The 19,809-nt window shown below is 72.5% G+C and carries 12 protein-coding genes and 1 pseudogene; 5 read left to right on the top strand and 8 right to left on the bottom strand.

Annotated features, from left to right (window positions below; genetic code table 11):
* Positions 1-12: 12 nt before the first annotated feature.
* Positions 13-750: a phosphatase PAP2 family protein gene (locus ABGB06_RS13080; RefSeq protein ID WP_347588598.1), complete on the bottom strand. Its 738-nt coding sequence runs from the start codon at positions 748-750 to the stop codon at positions 13-15.
* 88 nt (positions 751-838) lie between these two features.
* Positions 839-2,902 (bottom strand): peptidoglycan recognition family protein, encoded by a 2,064-nt coding sequence (locus ABGB06_RS13075; protein ID WP_347588596.1) that lies wholly within the window; start codon positions 2,900-2,902, stop codon positions 839-841.
* Positions 2,903-3,114: 212 nt separating this feature from the next.
* Here ABGB06_RS13075 and ABGB06_RS13070 point away from each other — a divergent pair, with 212 nt between their 5' ends.
* The 3 genes from ABGB06_RS13070 (at position 3,115) to ABGB06_RS13060 (ending at position 7,617) form a co-directional block, all read left to right on the top strand.
* A complete protein-coding gene (locus ABGB06_RS13070; protein ID WP_347588594.1) occupies positions 3,115-3,930 on the top strand; it encodes a trypsin-like peptidase domain-containing protein in 816 nt (271 codons plus the stop codon).
* 277 nt (positions 3,931-4,207) lie between these two features.
* Positions 4,208-6,838: an ATP-dependent chaperone ClpB gene (clpB, locus tag ABGB06_RS13065; RefSeq protein ID WP_347588592.1), complete on the top strand. Its 2,631-nt coding sequence runs from the start codon at positions 4,208-4,210 to the stop codon at positions 6,836-6,838.
* A 167-nt stretch (positions 6,839-7,005) separates the two neighbouring features.
* A complete protein-coding gene (locus ABGB06_RS13060) occupies positions 7,006-7,617 on the top strand; it encodes a YbjN domain-containing protein (RefSeq protein WP_347588590.1) in 612 nt (203 codons plus the stop codon).
* Positions 7,618-7,646: 29 nt separating this feature from the next.
* Here ABGB06_RS13060 and ABGB06_RS13055 read toward each other — a convergent pair whose 3' ends face one another.
* The 6 genes from ABGB06_RS13055 to ABGB06_RS13030 form a co-directional block, all read right to left on the bottom strand.
* Positions 7,647-10,559 carry a BTAD domain-containing putative transcriptional regulator gene (locus ABGB06_RS13055; protein ID WP_347588588.1) on the bottom strand — a complete coding sequence of 971 codons (2,913 nt, stop codon included), beginning with the start codon at positions 10,557-10,559 and terminating at the stop codon, positions 7,647-7,649.
* Positions 10,560-11,117: 558 nt separating this feature from the next.
* On the bottom strand, positions 11,118-12,161 hold the full coding sequence (locus ABGB06_RS13050) for a dipeptide ABC transporter ATP-binding protein (RefSeq protein ID WP_347588586.1): 1,044 nt from the start codon (positions 12,159-12,161) through the stop codon (positions 11,118-11,120).
* A complete protein-coding gene (locus tag ABGB06_RS13045) occupies positions 12,158-13,402 on the bottom strand; it encodes an ABC transporter ATP-binding protein (protein ID WP_347588584.1) in 1,245 nt (414 codons plus the stop codon). The genes ABGB06_RS13050 and ABGB06_RS13045 overlap by 4 nt, the downstream gene beginning before the upstream one ends.
* Positions 13,402-14,451, bottom strand: a complete 1,050-nt coding sequence (locus ABGB06_RS13040) for an ABC transporter permease (protein WP_347588582.1) — start codon at positions 14,449-14,451, stop codon at positions 13,402-13,404. Before ABGB06_RS13040 ends, ABGB06_RS13045 begins: the two co-directional genes overlap by 1 nt.
* A gap of 12 nt (positions 14,452-14,463) precedes the next feature.
* A complete protein-coding gene (locus tag ABGB06_RS13035) occupies positions 14,464-15,975 on the bottom strand; it encodes an ABC transporter permease (protein ID WP_347588580.1) in 1,512 nt (503 codons plus the stop codon).
* Positions 15,976-16,186: 211 nt separating this feature from the next.
* Positions 16,187-17,896, bottom strand: coding sequence for an ABC transporter family substrate-binding protein (locus ABGB06_RS13030; RefSeq protein WP_347588578.1), 1,710 nt, complete (start codon positions 17,894-17,896; stop codon positions 16,187-16,189).
* Between the two features lie 504 nt (positions 17,897-18,400).
* Between ABGB06_RS13030 and ABGB06_RS13025 the strand changes: the two genes are divergently transcribed.
* Together ABGB06_RS13025 and ABGB06_RS13020 are read left to right on the top strand one after the other, a co-directional pair.
* Positions 18,401-18,925: a DUF2617 family protein gene (locus tag ABGB06_RS13025; RefSeq protein WP_347588576.1), complete on the top strand. Its 525-nt coding sequence runs from the start codon at positions 18,401-18,403 to the stop codon at positions 18,923-18,925.
* Positions 18,926-18,996: 71 nt separating this feature from the next.
* Positions 18,997-19,752 (top strand): annotated as a pseudogene (locus tag ABGB06_RS13020) (spermidine synthase); the annotation flags it as partial.
* Positions 19,753-19,809 lie beyond the last annotated feature (57 nt).

The raw sequence follows: 19,809 nt of genomic DNA, 5'->3' as shown, positions 1-19,809 counted from the left end.
TGGCCCTCAGGCTCACAACCAGCGGGTGGGCGCCTGGGACTCGCCGGGTCCGCCCGGCTCGCCCGGGCGGTCCGGATCGCCGGTCAGCCGGCGCAGCGCCCCGCCCAGGGCCGGCAGCGCGAGGCAGCAGACCGCGGTGGCGTAGCACCAGCCGGCCAGCACGTCGGTGGCCCAGTGCACGCCGAGGTAGACCCGGCTGAAGCCGACGGACACCGCGTAGGCCAGCGGCACCGCCACGGCCAGCGCCCGGGTCGCGACGTGGTGGCAGTACGGCAGCAGCACGACCGCGACGCCGATGGCGACCAGCGCCGAGGTGCTGGTGTGTCCCGACGGCATCGACGGGGTGCTGGGGTCCGCGAGCATCTCGGCGCGCGGCGGCCGGGGCCGGCCCAGCAGGTTGACCAGGCCGAACCGCAGCAGTTGGGCCAGCGTCAGCGCCAGCACCCCGGCCAGCGCGGCCAGCCACCAGCGCCGCCCGCGCACGTACAGCACCGCCGCGGCCGCCGCCAGCAGCATCGGCGGGACGTCGTCCCCGCTGTCGGTGACCACCCGGAACACGTCGTTCCTGGTCGGCGTGCGCCAGTCCACCGCCCAGGTGTGCAGCGAGGTGTCCAGGGCGAACGGGTCGCCGCCGCGGACGGCCACGGTGAGCATCAGCGCGAGGAGCAGCGCGGCGGCCAGCGCGGCCGCGCCGAGCAGGGCCGGCGGCGGGGCGGCGAACGACGGGGTCTCGCGGAGCTGACGGCGCATCGACCGCAGCCTAACGCCCAGTTGGCCGGGGCGGCACCCGGCGCCCGGACCCGGAGTGGCCGGGCCGGACACCGGGTTCGCGCGGCCGTCAGCCGGCCCAGCGCACCCGCACGTCGGCGGCGCGGACGAAGCCGATGCGGTGTCCCAGCTGGATCTGGAAGTACTCCTCGCCGCGCACCACCTGGTGGTTCGTCGGGTCGAAGGTGACGGCCCAGTAGTACTCGCTCGGGGTGCGCAGGCCGAGCGAGTACCGCTGGTCGGCCGGGATCTCGTAGACCAGCGGGCTCACCGTCTGCACCGGGATTCCCTCCGGGTACGCGGCCGCCTCCGGGTAGGCGCGGCCGTAGACCGGGATGGTCGTGGCGCCGCGCTTTCCGGTGACGACCCAGCCCTCGGCGGGCAGCGCGGTCGGCGCGTCCGCCGGATCGTGGAACCACGCCCGCTGGCCGAGGTACCAGATGGCCGTCCAGTCGCCCCGCCGGTCCGCCACCGCGAACCGCATGCCCGCCGTGGCCCGGGCGCCCACGTCGTTGACGCCGGTGCCGGACTCGCCGTCCCCGTCCGGGTGGGTCCCGACGTCGCGGACCAGCGGCGCGTCGTGCGCGGGTGCGGTGTGCAGCCGCACGGCGCTGGAGCCGTGCGGGGCGCAGGCCGCGTCGGGCTGTTCGGGCACGCAGGCCGTGTACTCGGGGGTGTGGCGGTCGTAGTCGGGCGCGATGGTCACCAGGCCCGAGCGCCGTCCCCCGGTGGGCCGCAGGGGGGCGCCGAGCAGGTCGAAGTAGTGCACCCAGTCCCAGTACGGGCCCGGGTCGGTGTGCATCCCGGGGATGCCGGCGGTGGTGGTGCCCTGCACCTGGTCGTGGCCGAGGATGTGGTGCCGGTCCAGCGGGATGTCGTACTTCCTGGCCAGGTAGCGCACCAGCTTCGCCGAGGCGCGGTACATCGCCTCCGTGTACCAGGCGTCGGGGTCGGTCAGGAAGCCCTCGTGCTCCAGGCCGATCGACTTGGCGTTGACGTACCAGTTGCCGGCGTGCCAGCCCACGTCGCGGGTCGCCAGGTGCTGCGCGATGTGGCCGTCGGAGGAGCGCAGGCTGTAGTGCCAGGACACGTACTCCGGGTCCTGCACCAGCTCCAGGGTGGTCTGCCAGGTGGCCTCCGTGTCGTGCACGACGATGTAGTCGACCTGCTGCGACTCGGGACGGTTCGCCTTGTCGTGGTTGCCGTAGTCGCCGTCGCCGAACTCCTGGTACGGCGCGGGCAGCCACTCGCAGGACACCGACGGCGGGGCCTCCACGTCGGGGTCGCGGGCGGGCTCCGGCAGGCCGAGCGCGCGCGCGGTCCCGGTCCGCGGGGTGACGGCCAGCGGTTCCAGCACCACCCGCTGACCCTCGTCCGTGGTCCGCCGCTCGCCGGCGTTGATCACGGCGTAGACCTCGTCGGCGAACACCTCGGCGGCTCGCTGGCTGTCCGTCGCCGGGTAGCCGGCCACGGCGCCGTACCAGTCGGCCGGATCGTCGCTCAGCGGCTGTCCGAGGGAGCGTTGGGTCTCGGCCAGCAGCGCGGCGCCGCCCGCCACGTTGGCCGCGCTGCTGGCCCGCAGCTCGGCGGGGGACAGGCCGGTGAGGGCGGCGGCGCGGTCCAGGGTGCGCAGCGCCGCCGGGAGTTCGACGGCGGCGACCGCCGTGGCCCCCGCGGCCACGGCCCGGGTAGCCGCCCGGCTCCGGGACGCCAGCGGCCGGGCCGCGTCGCCGCGCGGGTCCTCCGTGGTGTCGGCGTGGTGGCCGGCGGACGATCCGGACGCGGCCAGCGCGGTCGCCGCGTCGGTGAGGTGCATCGGGCCGTAGCCGCCGGACACGCTGGCCGCGCCGCCGTGCGCGTCCCAGCGGGACGCCAGGTAGGAGACGCCGAGCAGCACGTGCGGCGGTACGCCGTAGCGTTCGGCGGCCTCGGCGAACGCGGCCTGCAGCGTCGCGTCGCCGGCGTCGCCGGTCGGGACGCCGGTCCGGGTGTCGGTCCGGGTGTCGGTGGTGGCGTCGGCGGCCGCGGCGCCGGTGGGCAGCAACGGAACGGCCGCGGCGACGGCCGCGCCGGCCGTGGCGGCGCGCAGCACGGTCCGGCGGGTCTGTGGGGTGGGTCTGGACGCTCCTCGCAAGGGTGCCTCCGGATCAGATCGCCATGAGAGGGCATGAGATGGGCATGAGCATGCTGATGCTGGGGTGACGGAGTCAATGCGCGTGGGATATCCGATTGCCACATTTTTGCCATGTGGCCGCGCCGGTGCCGCACGCCGATGCGCGGCGCGCCGCCACACGATCGGGTGAGGGCGATTGGACAGCCCCGCGTGTCGCGTCGACCGTAAAGGCCATGAGCGCCGAGCCAGTCCCCCACCGGTCACCGTCCGCGGCGGCCGTCACGGTCGCCACCGCCTGCGCGCTCGGCCTGCTCGGGCCCGCCGCCCCGCCGGCCGGCGCGGCCGAGCCGTGGGCGGACGGCTCCGTCGAGACGGTGGGCAAGATCATCTGGGAGATCGGCGGCGGCCGGCTCGGGGTCTGCTCGGGCGCGGTCGTCGACGCGCCGAACGGCAGCGTCGTCGCCACCGCCGCCCACTGCGTGCTGCCGCCCGAGGGCCCGAAGCCGCCCGAGGAGGCGTGGTTCGTGCCCGACTACGACCACGACCTGGAGCGGTACCGGCAGGAGGGCTGGCGGGTCTCGGCGGTCCACACGCCCGAGGACTGGGACGTCTCGCGCGGCGTGCACGCGATCCTGCCGCACGACTACGCCTTCCTGACCGTGGCGACCCGCGGCGGCGAGACCCTCCAGGAGGCGCAGGGCGCCAACCGGCTGGCGTACGAGCCGGTCCCCGAGGGCGGCGAGGTCGCGGTGCTCGGCTACCCGGCCGTCGACCCCTACGACGGCGAGTCCCTGCACTACTGCTCCGGCCTCACCGACGTGCTGGCCGAGGGCGAGGCCGAGGAGCCCAACGTCGGCGGCCTGCTGCTGGAGGACTGCGACATGACCGCGGGATCCAGCGGCGGCCCCTGGCTCACGGACTACGACGCGGGCGCCGAGTCGGGCACCCTGCTCGCCGTGATGTCCGTCGGCTCCGGACAGGGCCACGTCGTCGGCCGGCCGTTCCCGGAGGAGGCCCGCGCGCTCCTCGCCGAGGCCGGCGGCGGCTGAGCCCGGCGCCCGCGGCAGCCCGCGGCGCATCTGGCGACGTCCCCGTACCCCGCGCGGTCTCGCGTTCTCGTGACCCGCCCGGGCTGTTCCGCATGCCCTGGTGTCTGTTCTGATCATCGGACGAACGTGACGCACCCCGCGACCACGGCGCGAGAAACACCTTGAGTGGAATAGACTCAACTTATCGCACGTTGACTGTGGCAGACTTGAGCCGGGTCGTGCGGGGGCATCCAGCACCCCATCGACACGCCCACGGACACGGAGGAGTACCGCTGACGTGAACGCCGAGCTGACCAACAGGAGCCGGGACGCGATCAGCGCGGCGAACGACCGCGCGCTCCGGGACGGGCACCCGGACATCACTTCGTCGCACCTGCTGCTGGCCCTGCTCGAAGGCCGGGAGAACGAGAACATCCAGGACCTGCTGGCCGCCGTCGAGGCGGACCAGGCGGCCGTGCGGTCGGGCGCCGAACGGCTGCTGGGCGGGCTGCCCAAGGTGCAGGGCGCGTCCGTGGCGAAGCCCCAGCCCAACCGCGAGCTGCTCGCCGTGCTCTCCGACGCCGCGCGGCGCGCCACCGAGCTGGGCGACGCGTACGTCTCCACCGAGCATCTGCTGATCGGCCTCGCCGCCAAGGGCGGCCAGACCGCCGAGGTGCTGACCGGCCAGGGCGCCAGCGACCGGAAGCTGCTGGCCGCCTTCCAGGCCAGCCGGGGCGGCCAGCGGGTCACCTCGCCCGATCCGGAGGGCACGTACAAGGCGCTCGAGAAGTTCGGCACCGACTTCACCACCGCCGCCCGCGAGGGCCGCCTCGACCCGGTCATCGGCCGCGACCACGAGATCCGCCGCGTGGTGCAGGTGCTCTCCCGCCGCACCAAGAACAACCCGGTGCTGATCGGCGAGCCCGGCGTCGGCAAGACCGCCGTCGTCGAGGGCCTGGCGCAGCGCATCGTCAAGGGCGACGTGCCCGAGTCGCTGAAGAACAAGCGGCTGGTCTCGCTCGACCTCGGCGCCATGGTCGCCGGCGCCAAGTACCGCGGCGAGTTCGAGGAGCGGCTGAAGGCCGTCCTCGCGGAGATCAGGAGCAGCGAGGGTCGGATCATCACCTTCATCGACGAGCTGCACACCGTGGTCGGCGCGGGCGCCGGCGGCGACTCCGCCATGGACGCGGGGAACATGCTGAAGCCCATGCTGGCCCGCGGCGAGCTCCGGATGGTCGGCGCCACCACGCTGGACGAGTACCGGGAGCGGATCGAGAAGGACGCCGCGCTGGAGCGCCGGTTCCAGCAGGTGCTGGTCGCCGAGCCCAGCGTCGAGGACTCCATCGCCATCCTGCGCGGCCTGAAGGGCCGGTACGAGGCGCACCACAAGGTGCAGATCGCGGACAGCGCGCTGGTCGCCGCCGCGGCCCTCTCCGACCGGTACATCACCTCCCGCTTCCTGCCCGACAAGGCCATCGACCTGGTGGACGAGGCCGCCTCGCGGCTGCGCATGGAGATCGACTCCTCGCCCGTCGAGATCGACGAGCTGCAGCGCGCCGTCGACCGGCTGAAGATGGAGGAGCTGGCGCTGGCCAACGAGTCCGACCCCGGCTCCCAGGAGCGACTGGCCCGGCTGCGGCGCGAGCTGGCCGACCGCGAGGAGGAGCTGCGCGGCCTCACCGCCCGCTGGGAGAAGGAGAAGCAGAGCCTGAACCGCGTCGGCGAGCTGAAGGAGCGGCTCGACGAGACCCGCGGCATCGCCGAGCGCGCCCAGCGCGACGGCGACTTCGAGGCCGCGTCCAAGCTGCTGTACGGGGAGATCCCGGCGCTGGAGCGGGAGCTGGCCGACGCCTCGGCCGCCGAACAGGCCGCCACCCAGGGCGGCGTCGCGCCGTCCATGGTCAAGGAGGAGGTCGGCCCCGACGACATCGCCGACGTGGTGTCCGCCTGGACCGGCATCCCGGCCGGGCGGCTGCTGGAGGGCGAGACCGAGAAGCTGCTGCGGATGGAGGAGGAGCTGGGCCGCCGGCTGATCGGCCAGGCGGAGGCGGTGCGCGCGGTGTCCGACGCGGTGCGCCGAGCCCGCGCCGGGGTCGCCGACCCGGACCGGCCCACCGGCTCGTTCCTCTTCCTCGGCCCGACCGGCGTCGGCAAGACCGAGCTGGCCAAGGCGCTCGCCGACTTCCTCTTCGACGACGAGCGCGCCATGGTCCGCATCGACATGAGCGAGTACGGCGAGAAGCACTCGGTGGCCCGGCTGGTCGGCGCGCCCCCCGGCTACGTCGGATACGAGGAGGGCGGCCAGCTGACCGAGGCGGTGCGCCGCCGTCCGTACACGGTGGTGCTGCTGGACGAGGTGGAGAAGGCGCACCACGACGTCTTCGACATCCTGCTCCAGGTGCTGGACGACGGGCGGCTCACGGACGGCCAGGGCCGGACCGTGGACTTCCGCAACACCATCCTGGTGCTCACCTCCAACCTCGGCAGCCAGCACCTGATCGACCCGCTGGCGAAGCCGGACGAGCGGCGCGAGGAGGTGCTGGCGGCGGTGCGCGCCGCGTTCCGTCCGGAGTTCCTGAACCGGCTGGACGACGTGGTGATCTTCCAGGCGCTCGGCGGCGACGAGCTGGGCCGCATCGCCCGGCTGCAGATCGACGCGCTGCAGCGGCGGCTCGCGGACCGGCGACTCACGCTCGACGTCACGCCGCTGGCCCTCGGCTGGCTCGCCGACGAGGGGAACGATCCGGCGTACGGCGCCCGGCCGCTGCGGCGACTGGTGCAGACCTCGATCGGCGACCCGCTGGCCCGCCGGATCCTGTCCGGCGAGGTGCGGGACGGCGACACGGTCCGGGTCGACGCGGCGCTGGACGGCGGCCTGAGCATCGAGCGGGCCGAGCCGGCGGCCCCCGGCGTCGAGGACGCCGGCTGATCGGACGGATCTCCGCCCCGCCCCCGCCTGGTTGCCAGACGGGGGCGGGCATGGTGGAGGATGGACAGCGCCCGAGCCTCCCCGGGCCCTGGCCGCCCAGGGAGGTACCCCCACACCGGAGCCCGCCCCGGCTCCGTCCGTCGCACTCGTACGAAGGGACCATCTCCGTGTCCATGGATCCGTCCGCGATTCCGAACTTCGGAAGTGCGTCGAAGAAGCCAGAGCCCGACCAACAGGGTGACCAGGCCGCGAAGCCGGCGGCGGGGCAGCAGCCCGCCGCCGCGAACCAGGGCGGCCAGCCGGCGGCCCCGACCGCCCCGGTCGTGCCGGACAAGGCGCTGATCAAGCAGCTGCTCGACCGCATGAAGCTGAAGCACACGGAGGACAAGCAGGGCGACGTGGTCGCGCCCTGGAAGTCCTTCCGCACGTACTTCATGTTCCGCGGGGAGAACCAGCAGCAGGTGCTGTCCGTGCGGACCTTCTACGACCGGCCGCACACCCTGGACCAGAAGCCGGAGCTGCTGGAGAGCCTCGACGACTGGAACCGGCGCACCCTCTGGCCCAAGGTCTACACCCACACCAGCGACGAGGGCACCGTCCGGCTGATCGGCGAGGTGCAGATGCTGATCGGGGTCGGCGTCGCCCTGGACCACTTCGTGTCGAGCATGGTCAGCTGGGTGCGCGCCTCGATCGAGTTCGACAAGTGGCTGACCGAGCAGCTGGGCCCGGTCGAGTCGGACGAGGAGTCGGGCGCCACGGAGGACCAGCAGGACACCTGACCGTTGGCCGGCACCCTTAGCCGTCGCCGTTAGCCGTCGCCGGACAGCCGTGCCCGGAGCCGGTCGGCCTCGGGGTGCCGCAGCCTCTCCCAGACGCGCAGCGCGCGGCGCCACGCGTCCCTGGCCGCGTCCCGGTCGCCCGCGCTGTCGTGGGTGTCGCCGAGCCCGGTGAACGCCATCGCGAGGTTCGTCGGGTCGGCGCCGTCCGGCGACTGGAGCATGTCGAGCGCCCGCCGGTAGCAGCGGACGGCCTCGTCCCAGTCGCCCGCGGCGTGATGGGCCCTGGCCAGGCTGTCCCAGGTGATGCCGAGGGCGTACGCGTCCCCGAGCCGCTGCTGGATCGCGAGGGCCCTGCGGCAGTAGTTCAGCGACCGTTCGTGGTCGCCGAGCCGGCCGTGGGTCCAGCCGATGCCGTTGAGCGCCCGGCCCTCGCCGAGTCCGTTCCCGGTCGCCTGGTAGAGGCCCAGCGCTTGCGCCATGTGGTCCCGCGCCTCGGTCAACGCGCCACGATGCTCGGACAGGTAGCCGAAGTAGTGGTGCGTGGCGGCCTGACCGTCGAGGTCGTCGTCGGCGCGGTACAGCTCGAGCGCGGCCGTCAGGTCTCGCTCGGTCCCGTCCAGGCGGCCCAGGCGCAGCTGGGCACGCGCTCGGTCGCAGAGGGCTTGGGCCTGCCGCGTGGTGTCGCCGAGTCGTCGCGTGGCGGCCACGACGGTCTCCAGCAGCTCCGCCTGCTCGGGCCAGTGGCCGTTGCGGTCCAGGTAGTTGCCGGCGCGCAGGCCCAGTTCGGCCGCGTGGCGGTCGTGGCCGGTGCGCACCGCCAGCCGGACCGCGGCGCCCAGCGTCCGCCACTCCTCGGTGAACCAGTCGAGGGCCTGGAACGCGTCGTGGCAGCGCTCGGGCGCCACGCCGTGCTCCGGCGGCTCGATCTCGGCCATCTGGTCCCGGTTCCGCCACGAGGCCAGGCAGGCGGCGTGGGTGGAGTGCAGGTAGTAGTCGAGGACCCGCCGGACGGCCGCCCGCCGCTCGGCCTCCGGGTCGGTCGCGTCGGCGAGCTCGGACGCGTAGGCGTGCAGCAGGTCGTGCACGGTGTACCGGTCCCCGGCGCGTTCGCCGATCAGGTTGCCGCCGGCCAACTGCCGGAGCAGCGTCCTGGTGCGCGCCACCGGCAGCCCGGCCAGGCTCGCCGCCGCCCGCGTGGCCAGTTCCGGGCCGGGGTGCAGACCGATGAGCCGGAACAGCCGGGCGGTCTCCGGGCTGAGGAGACGGTAGGACCAGGAGAACACCGCGCGCATGTCGGTGACCGTGTCGCCGCTGGAGAGGGCGTCCAGTGGGCCGTTGTCGCAGTCCGTGCGCAGCTCGTCGACCAGGGCCGACAGCGGGATCCCCGGGCGGGCGGCGGCGTGGGCGGCGACGAGGGCCAGGGCCAGCGGCAGCCGGGCGGACCGGGTGGCGATCTCGTCCACCGCCGCCGACTCGGCCGCCAGGCGGTCGGCCCCCAGCCGGTGGGCCAGTAACGCGCGCACGTCCTCGGGCGTGAAGAACTCCAGGGACAGCTGGCTGGCCCCCGTGGCGGCGACCAGCCCGGGCAGCTGGTTCCGGCTGGTGACGACGGTCAGGCAGCCGGGTGCCCCCGGCAGCAGGGGCCGGACCTGTGCCTCGTCGCGGGCGTTGTCCAGCACCAGCAGCACCCGACGGCCGGCCAGCACGCTGCGGAAGAGGGCCGACAGCTCGTCGAGACCGGCGGGCATCCGGGCGGGCGGCACGTGGAACGCCTCCAGCAGGCCGCGCAGCGCCGTCTCCGGCGCGACGGCCGCGTCGGACGGGTCGAAGCCCCTGAGGTTGACGTACAGCTGGCCGTCGGGGAAGCGCGGGGCCGCCTGGTGGGCCCAGTGCACGGCCAGGGTGGTCTTGCCGATCCCGGCCGTGCCGACGATCGCGGTGATCACCGCGGGCCCGGAGGCGCCGCCGCCCTCGTCCGGCATCGCGTCGAGGTGCCGGTCCAGCCGCTCCAGACAGTCCGCTCGACCGGTGAACCCGGCGACGTCCGGCGGCAGCTGCGCCGGGCGGATGGCGGGCCCGTACGACGACCGCGGCTCGGCCGCTTCGGCGCCCTCCGCGGCGGCCGCGTCGGCCTGCTCCGCGTCGGCCGGTCCCGCGTCCGGCCGGTGGTCCAGCGTCGGATCCTGGCGCAGGATCCGCTGGTGCAGGTCGCTCAGCGCCCGTCCCGGCCCCTCGCCGAGCTCCGCCACGAGCAGCCGGCGGGTCCGCGCGTACGCCTCCAGCGCGTCGGACTGCCGGCCCGACCGGTACAGCGCCAGCATCAGCTGTCCGGTCAGCGGCTCCACCAGGGGATGCTCCAGCAGCGCCGTCAGCAGCCCGCCCACCGCGTCCGCGTGCCGCCCCAGGCGCAGCTCGAGGTCGAAGCGGTCGGTGAGCATCGTCACCAGCTCCTGCTCCAGGCTGGCCCGCACCCGCTGGGCCCACTCCCCCTTGAGCCCGGACAGCGGAACGCCGCGCCACAGCTCGGTGGCCTCCCGGAGCAGCTCCGCCGCCGGCTCGGCGCCGCCCGGCCGGTCGCGTAACTCCCGGGCGCTGGCGGCCAACGCGCGGGCCCGGTGCAGGTCCACGTCCTCCGCCCGGACGTCCAGCAGATAGCCGCCGGCCACCCGGCGCACCGAGCCGGCGGCGTCGTCCGCGTCCGGTGCCGCGGCCTCCCGCAGCAGTCGGCGGAGCCGGGAGACGTAGGTGTACAGCACGTCCCGCGCGTTCTCCGGCGGTTGATGGCCCCAGACCCGGTCGATGAGCGCCTCGGCCGTCACCGGACGCCCCGGGACCATCGCCAGGATCGCCAGAACGCTGCGCTGCAGCTGCGGCCCGGCCACGGCGCGGCCGTTGTCGGGGGCACGCACCTCCACGGTGCCCAACAGCCGTATCTCAGGCATGTGTGTCTCGACCCTCCCGATCGTTCCCGCCCGGCAGCGCACGATGCCTCCTGTGCCTCCATTGTCGCCGCCGTCCTCCCTACCGGTTCGGGGTTATCGGCGAACGATGGTCGGCGTCGGCGCGTCCGCCGGGACGTGCCCCGGCATGCCCCGGACGACCGGGTCAGCGGGCTTCAAGATTTCGGAAAGGTCGGTACGACAGGGTCTTCCCAACGCCGGAGGCGCGCGGGGGGTGAGCGCGGCGTCGGCGGTCGGTCCGGCCGCCGACGCCGTCGGCGGCGGCGTCCGACGCCCTCTCAGGCTGTCCTCCCCCGGGACAGCCTGAGGGCTGGTCCTGAAGGCACCGGCGGGCCGACGGCGGTCCCGGGTCCGGAGGGGTGACCCGGGGCCGCGCCCCGGCTTCCCAGGCCCCCTGGGCTCCCTCGTGCCCCGGGGGCCTGGGGCTCCTCCGCTCCCGGCCGCTCCCGGCCGCTCCCGGCGACGCCGTGGGAGGCGCTGGGACGCCGTGGCAGGCCGCCGGTGGGTGACGCTGCTGGAAGGCGACAGGCTTCACACCCGTCAGACCACCGAGGAGTCCTCTTCGGCGAAGTGGCAGGCGACCGGGTGACCCGACCCCCGGTCCACCAGCGCGGGCTCCTCGGTGGCACAGATCTCCTGCGCCTTCCAGCAGCGGGTCCGGAAGCGGCAGCCGCTCGGCGGGTCCAGCGGGCTGGGCACGTCGCCGGTCAGCACCGTCCTCCGGCGCTGCCGCTCCTTCCTGGGGTCGGCGAGCGGGGCGGCCGACAGCAGCGCCTGGGTGTACGGGTGCGCGGGGCGCTCGTACACGTCCTGGCGGGCGCCGGTCTCCACCACCTTGCCGAGGTACATCACGGCGATCCGGTCGGAGATGTGCCGGACCACCGACAGGTCGTGGGCGATGAAGACGTACGCCACGCCCAGCTGGTCCTGCAGGTCCTCCAGCAGGTTGACGACGCCGGCCTGCACGGACACGTCGAGCGCCGAGACCGGCTCGTCGAGCACCAGCAGCTTGGGCGAGAGCGCCAGCGCCCTGGCGATGCCGATGCGCTGCCGCTGGCCGCCGGAGAACTCGTGCGGGTACCGGTTGCCGTGCTCCGGGCTGAGACCGACCAACTCCAGCAGTTCGGCGACCCGCGCCTTGCCGCCGTTGCGCCACGCGCCCTGCACCTTCAACGGCTCCGCGACGATGTCGTTCACCGGCAGCCGCGGGTTCAACGAGGCGTAGGGGTCCTGGAAGACCATGCCGACCTTGCGCTGCACCGCCCGCAGCTGGGCGGACCCCAGACCGGTGATCTCCTGTCCGTCGAAGCGGACCGAGCCGGCGGTGGGCTTGATCAGCTGGAGCACGGCGCGTCCGGTGGTGGACTTGCCGCAACCCGACTCGCCGACCACGCCCAGCGTCTCGCCCGCGCTGACGGAGAACGACACGCCGCTGACCGCCTGCACCTGCCCGACGACCCGGCGGATCAGACCGCCGCCGCGCACCGGGAAGTTGACCACCAGGTCGGTCACCCTGAGCAGCTCGCCGTCCGGGTCGGGTGTCGGCCGCTGGGGGGCCTTGGCCAGCTTCACGTCGGCTGTCATCGCCCCTCCTCGCTTTCGCTGTTGTCGGAACGCTCGGACTCGTCGGAAGCGGCGGCGTCCTCGGCGTCCTCGGTGGCGGAGGCCTGGGCCGGGACGGCCGCCGCCTGGCGGAAGAACTCCGTGGGGTCCTCGACCGCCGCCAGTTGGTCGCTGTGGTGGCAGGCGGCCCGGTGGCTGCCACGGACGCCCTCGTCGGTGTCGGTCAGCTCGGGCTCGGTCTCCCGGCAGACGTCGGTGGCCAGCGGGCAGCGCGGCGAGAACGGGCAGCCGGGCGGCAGCGCGATCAGCGACGGCGGCGCGCCGGCGATCGGCCGCAGCCGCTCGTCCCGTTCGCCCTCCAGGGAGGGGATCGAGCCGAGCAGCCCCGCGGTGTACGGCATCCGCGGGTGGTAGAAGACCTGGTCGGTCTCGGCGATCTCCACCGGCTTGCCGGCGTACATCACCAGCGTCCGGTGGGCCATGCCGGCGATCACCCCGAGGTCGTGGGTGATCATCAGGATCGCCGCGTTGACCTCGTCCTTGACCTCCAGCAGCTTCTCCAGGATCTGCGCCTGCACGGTGACGTCGAGCGCGGTGGTCGGCTCGTCGGCGATGATCACGTCCGGATCGTTGATGATGGCCATGGCGATCATCACGCGCTGCCGCATGCCGCCGGAGAACTCGTGCGGGTAGGCCCGCAGCCGCTTCTCCGCCTGCGGGATGCCGACCAGGTCCAGCATCTCCCTGGCCCGGCCCAGCGCCTGCCGGCGCGGCACCAGATGGTGCGCCAGCACCGCCTCGGCGAGCTGGTCGCCGACCGTGCGGACCGGATTGAGCGAGGTCATCGGGTCCTGGAAGATCATCGCGATCTTCCGGCCGCGCAGCGAGCGCTGCTCCCTGGGCCGGATGCTGAGCAGCTCCTGGCCGCGGTAGCGGACGCTGCCGGTCACCCGGGCGTTCTTCGGCAGCAGGCCCATGATGGCCATCGACGAGACGGACTTGCCGGAGCCCGACTCGCCCACGATGCCCAGCACCTCGCGGGCGTGCAGCGTGTAGTCCACGCCGCGGACGGCCTTGACCAGGCCGTCGTCGGTGGGGAACGACACCGTGAGGTCCCGGACGGAGAGGATCTCCTCGTCGCTGGGAGGCCGCGAGTCCGCCAGGGTCCTGGCGGCGTGCACCTCCTCGGCGCTCTTGGTGACCGCGGCGCCGCCGGGGACCGGCCGCGGCATCTCGGCGTTGAGCTCAGGAGTGATCGACATCAGTCACGCACCCGGGTCTGTCGGGGATCGAAGGCGTCGCGCAGCCCGTCGCCGATGAAGTTCACCGAGAGGGCGATGGCGATGATGAACACGCCCGGCCAGTAGAACAACCAGGGGCGGACACTGAGCGCGGTCCGGTAGTCGGTGATCAGCCGGCCGAGCGAGGTGTCCGGCGGCTGCACCCCGAGGCCGACGAACGACAGCGCGCTCTCGGTCAGCACCGCGGTGGCGATGGCCAGCGTCACCGCGACGATGATGATGCCGACGGTGTTCGGCAGGATGTGCTTGAAGATGATCCGGTGCGCCGGGGTGCCCACCGAGCGGGCGGCCTCGACGAACTCCTTCTCCCGGAGCGACAGCACCTGGCCGCGCACCAGGCGCGCGGTCTGGGTCCACAGCGCCAGGCCGAGGAAGATCGCGAAGAGGACGATGCCCTTGTCCGCGACGATGACGCCGATCAGGCCGGCCAGCAGCAGGGTCGGGATGGCGATGACGACGTCGGTGAGCCGCATCAGCACCGACTCGGTCCAGCCGCGGAAGTAGCCGGCGGCGGCGCCGACCAGGGTGCCCACCAGGGTGGCGAAGATGCCCACGATGACCGCGATGGTCAGCGAGACCTGGGTGCCGCGCATGGTGAGCGCGAAGTAGTCGCGCCCGATGTTGTCCTGGCCGAAGGGGTGCTCACCCAGGTGCATGCCGCCGCCGCCGAGGAACTCGGGCAGCACCGAGAGGCTGGGCTTCCCCTCGCCCACCACCGTGCCCGTGGCGGTGGGGTCCTTGTCCCACCACCCGGGTATCGGCCCGGCGCCGATGGAGGTGACGGCCAGCACCACGACGGCGGCGAAGAGGAACATGCCGGCCAGCGCGCCCTTGTGCCGCAGGAAGCGGCGCAGCACCAGCTGACCCTGGGTGCGGGCGACGACGTTCATGCCCTGGGCGACGGCGGCCTCGGCGGCGCTGGTGCCGCCGCCCGCCCCGGCCCGCGGGTCGGCGGTCGGCCGGTTCGTGCCGGTCGTGTCGGTCGGGCCGGCTGTCTTCGATTCGGTCATGGCGGGCTCCTCCTAAGACAGCCTGATGCGGGGATCGAGGAAGGCGTAGATGATGTCGGCGAGCATGTTGAACACCACGATCGCGCCGCCGGTGACCAGGAAGAAGGCCATGATCGGCATCGGGTCGCCGGTGTCGATGCCGGTCAGCAGCAGCGTGCCCATCGCCCGCCAGCCGAAGACCGTCTCGGTGACCACCGCGCCGCCGAGCACCACGCCGACGTCGTACGCGCCGAGGGTGGTGATCGGGATCAGGCCGTTGCGCAGCACGTGCCGGGTGATGACGGCCCGTTCGCCGAGGCCCTTGGCCCGGGCGGTGCGCACGTAGTCCTGGTTCATGACCTCCAGCATGCTCGCCCGGGTGTAGCGGGTGTACTGCGCGAGCGAGAGCAGCACCAGCGCCAGGGTGGGCAGCGCCAGGTGGCCGAAGGAGTCGAGGCCGCCCTCCCAGAAGGTGCCCTCGTAGTTCGGGGTCTCGGCGCCGATGGTGGAGATCGGGCGGCCGGCCACCGACTCGCTGTAGCCCTCGAAGGAGCTGAGCATCCGGTCGACGAAGATCAGGGCGCCGGCGAACAGGCCGGTGAAGATCGCGGCCGGGATGGCGGACCGCCGGTACAGGTCGCCGCCGAGGTACCAGCCGACGCCGAAGCAGATGCCGGCGGTCAGCAGCGCGAGCAGCGCGATGGTGACCAGCGTCGGGTCCTCCAGCACCTCGCCGAGCGCGAAGTAGGCGACGATGCCGAGGCCGGCGGCGACCAGCGCCGCCTGCAGCGGCGGCTTCCACTCCAGTCCGCTGACCAGCGAGGTGAAGCCGGCGGCGCCGGCCACCGCGGTGAGCGCCACGATGACGAAGCCGAGGCCGGGGTCGGCGAACCACTCGGTGGCGGACAGCACCCGCAGCAGCACCGCGGTCAGCAGCAGGGTGCCGCCGAAGACGGTGAGCCGGGTGCGCCGGTCGCCGACCACGAGCGCGCCGCCGATGAGGCCGGCTATCAGCGCCATGCCGAGGGTGAAGGTCCAGGAGATCTCGGGTTCCGCCAGCCAGTCGTTGAAGTCGATCGCCAGGAAGTCCTTGAGCAGGGTGGCGGTCCAGAAGAGCGGCAGCGAGAAGCAGATGAAGGCGATGAAGGTGGTGCCCTGGTCCAGGGCGCTGTACTGGCGCAGCGCGGCGATCACGCCGATGGTGATGCCGACGACGATGGCCAGCACCATGGCGCCGAGCACGAGCTGCAGGGTGGCGGTGAAGGCTTCCTCGAGCAGGGTGTTGACGCTCTGGCCGGTGATGTTGTTGCCGAGGTCGCCGGTCAGGGCGTCACCGAGCCAGCGGAAGTAGCGCACGAGGAGCGGGTCCCCCAGGTGCAGGCGCTCGGTGATCTCGGCGATCGCGCTCTCTCTGGCCGCGTCCGGCAGCTGTCTGGCCTGGGCGAGCGGGTCCCTGATGTTGGTCGCGAGGAAGAAGATCACGACCGTGGAGGCGAGGAAGACCCAGATTGAGACGAAGAGCCGCCGCGCGATGAACACGAGCATGGCGCTGACTCCTGAGGGATCGAGGGGGGTTGGGCGGGTCGGGGTCGAATGGGCGTTTGTGGCTTTATGGGGGGATTACGCGGGTTGAGCCCTGGGGCGCGGACGCGGGACCGGGGGTGAGGCCCCCGGCCCCGCGCGTCGCTCCATTGTGGATGTCGTGTGGTATGCCCGGCTCACCGGGGTGGTGAGCCGGGCGGGGGTTCAGCGGCGCCTACCCCTTGGTCCACTCCGGCATGTTCCACACCACGCCGGTCTGGGTCGGGTTCGGGACCACGTTCTGCACCGCGGAGTTCCAGGCGGTGATGCCCGGGTGCTGGTACAGCGGGATGGTCACGAGGTCGTCCCAGAGGATGGTCTCGATCTCACCGACGATGCCGATGGCCTCGTCCTGGTCCGAGGTCCGCATGAGCTCGTCCAGCAGCTCGTCCACCTCGGGGTTGGAGTAGCAACCGTTGTTGTTGCCCTTGCCCTCGGGGGTGCACTCGGTGACCGTCTGGTAGGTCGAGTTCCACTCGGAGAACAGCGAGGAGCCGATCCAGGCGAACATCGCCACGTCGAAGGTGTTCTGCGCCAGGCCACCCTCGGTGTCGAAGAAGTCCGCGGCGGACACGAACTCGACGTTGAAGCCGGCCTCGTCACACGCGGCCTTGATCAGCTGACCGGCGTCGTTGCGGCGCTGCAGGTCGAGGGTCTCCAGGCGGATCGTGGTGCCGACCGCGTTCTCGTCCTCCAGGATCTGCCGGGCCCGGTCGATGTCCTGGGTGCCGTACTCGCCCAGCGGCTCGGAGACGGCCTGGTTGACCTCCTCGAAGCCCGGGTCCCAGGGCGCGATGTTGCGGATGTCCTTGGGCTCGGCGTCGGGGACCACGGGGGCGATCAGGTTGTCCACGATCTGCTGCCGGGGCACGCAGAGCGCGAACGCCTCACGGAGCTCCTTGGACTCGGCGAACGGGCCGGAGTTGAAGTTGAAGTCCAGGTGCTCGTAGGTGTACTGGTTGCCCACCTCGGAGGAGATGGTGCTCCCGGTGGCCTGCTCGATCTGCTGGGCCAGGTCCACCGTCGGCTGCGGGTGGATGATGTCCACCTCACCGTTCTGCAGGGCCTGGACCTGCTCCTCCTCCGCGATGGTGCGGATGACGATGTTCTTGGTGGCCGGCTGCTCGCCCCAGTAGTTCTCGTTGGCGGTGAGCGTCACCGACTGGCCCTCGACGAAGTCCGTCAGCATGTACGGGCCGGAGGACGGGATCAGCGCCGGGTCCGGCAGCGCGCCGTTGATCACCCAGCCGGTGTTGAAGAACTCGGCCGCCTGCTGCAGCGCGTCGGCGTCGCCCTCCTGGAGCGCGGTGAGGAACTCCTCGGGGGTCAGGCCGCCCTGCTCCGCCACCACGTGCGCCGGCATCATCGAGGTGTTGCCGTGGCTCGGGCCGTTCGACGACCAGTCCGCGTAGGGCGTGTCGTAGACCAGCTCGAAGGACTTGCCGCCGGCCTCGCAGTCCGGCATCTCGGTGTCCTCGACGCCGTCGGTGCCGATGGCGGAGAAGAGGCCGTCCATGGCGCCGCTCTGCTGGGTCCACCACAGCAGGATGTCGTCGCAGTCGATCGAGTCGCCGTCGGACCAGGCGGCCTCGTCGTTGATCGTGTACTCGACGGTCAGCGGGTCGTCGGAGGTCTTCTCGTAGGTGCCGAACGCCTCGTCCGGCGTCACCTGACCGTCCTCGCCGCCGAACTGCCAGAAACCGCCGTGAACCCAGTTCATGACGGTGCTGTTCATCGACGAGTTGGCGGCAGCCGTGGTGTTGTTGTAGCTCTGGAACGGCTGGGCTTCCGCCAGCGTTACGGTGTCACTGGCGCTGCTGCCGTTCTCTTCGCTCTCCTCGTCGTCGCCGCCACACGCGGAGAGGACAAGGACCCCTCCGAGCATGGCCGCGATGACTTTCGACGATGTGCCGAATCGGGTCATCTCGGGCCTTCCGCGGTGTGTGACTTCGGGTGTGAAGTTGCGGAGAGCTTCCTCACAGAATGCAGCATGAACAAGTGTGCCCGGGTGACCGTTGTGCAGCCGAGATGTGAAGCACTCTGAGCTGTGACCAGCATTTCATCTGATTCTCAACCACAAAGGGACATTTCGACGAGTGGTACACGCGTAAACCGTGCACAGGTGTTCGTAATGCGGTCAACCGGTCGGGGAACACCTGAGCCCCTCAGTCCCCTGGCGGATGGAAACCTGGTGAAGTTGGGTAAAAACGCGGTGGGGGCCACGTGTTCCATGATTCGGTGAACCCGTAGCCGGGTCCCGTGTTCTGGCCAGCCTGTCCGGCCTGACGCCGGGCCGGCGCACGACGCGGATCCGGCGCGGCCGGCTGCCGGACACGCTCCGAAGGTCGGTTCGCACGATCCTCCACTGCGTGCATGCGGGAGCCGTCCCATGCTCACCACGATCCAGACCTCCTTCATCGACACCCGAGCCAACGATCTGGCCTGGGCGCTGGGCAGGGAGCCACTGCCCTCGCTGGCCACGCTCGACCTTCAACTCACCGAGACCACCGTGCAGTTGCGCGTGCTCGGGGCCTCGCACCAGGTGCTGCTGGAGTCCTCGGCCGGCAGCTGCTCGGAGACCGTGGCCTGCATGCCGGGGAGCAACACGCCCCTGCCGCTCGGCGTCTCGAAGCGCCTGGGGAACTTCGAGTACGAGTTCGCCGCCCGGGTGGAGAGCCTGAGCGCCGGCTCGTTCGCGGGGCGGGCGCAGGAGCTGCTCGCACTGGTGGCCGAACATCCGCACGGCCTGGCCGGCGTCTTTCCCGGCGATCCGAACGCGTTCACCGCGCTGCTCGCCCAGCGCCAGGGGCCCCAGGTGCACTGGCGTACGTGGCACGCGTACCCCCAGGAGCGGCGGTTGGTGGCCACCCGCACCCGGCTGGGGCTCGGCGACTCACAGTCGGGCGCCCGGTGACTAGTGGTTCGCCCCGAATCCACCCTTGTGGGTGACAAAATGATCCCTAAGCGTGACGTACCGTTCGGATCATGATCGACACGTCAGAGCCCGCGGCACGGGGATCCGCCCTGGCGGGCACCGGCGAGGCGCCGCTCCCCGCTGCCGTCCCCGGCGCCGTGGAGCTGCCCGTGCGCGCGGCAGTCGGGCGCTTCCTGGTCCTGGTGGCCGTCTTCGTCTGCGCCGCCTGTGGACTGGTGTACGAGCTGGAGCTCATCGCCATGGCCGACTATCTGGTCGGCGACACCGTCACGCACACCTCCGTGGTGCTGTCGCTGATGGTCTTCGCCATGGGCCTGGGGTCCCTGGCCGCCAAGCGGCTGCGGACCCGGGCCTCGCGCAACTTCGGGCTGGTCGAGGCGGTGCTGGCGCTGGTCGGGGGCAGCTCGGCGATATCGCTCTACCTCTGCTTCGTGCTCTTCGGCGAGTCCCGCCCGATGCTGGTGGCCCTCTCGCTCGCCATGGGGGTGCTCATCGGAGCGGAGATGCCGCTGCTGATGACCCTCATCCAGCGGATCAGGGCGCAGGACCCGGGCCGGGCGGTGGCCGACCTGTCCGCCGCCGACTACGTGGGCGCCCTGCTCGGCGGGCTCGCCTTCCCCTTTCTCCTGTTGCCGATACTGGGCCAGCTGACCGCCGCGCTGCTCACCGGCGTGGTGAACGTGCTGGCCGGGGGCGCCGTGGTGCTGTGGCTGTTCCGGCGGGACCTCAGCGTCCGCGCCCGGCGGGTGCTGTTCGCCGTGAACGCGGGGGTGGTGGCCGCGCTGCTGGGCTTCTCCTCGGTGGTCGGGCCGCTGGAGGACGCCGCGGCCCGGGAGCTGGCGGACCGTCGGCAGTCGGAACCC

Source organism: Streptomyces sp. B6B3, assembly GCF_039871525.1.
GTDB lineage: Bacteria > Actinomycetota > Actinomycetes > Streptomycetales > Streptomycetaceae > Streptomyces.
The sequence above is the reverse complement of the archived record's forward strand: the minus strand, read 5'-3'. Positions and strand labels throughout refer to the sequence as shown.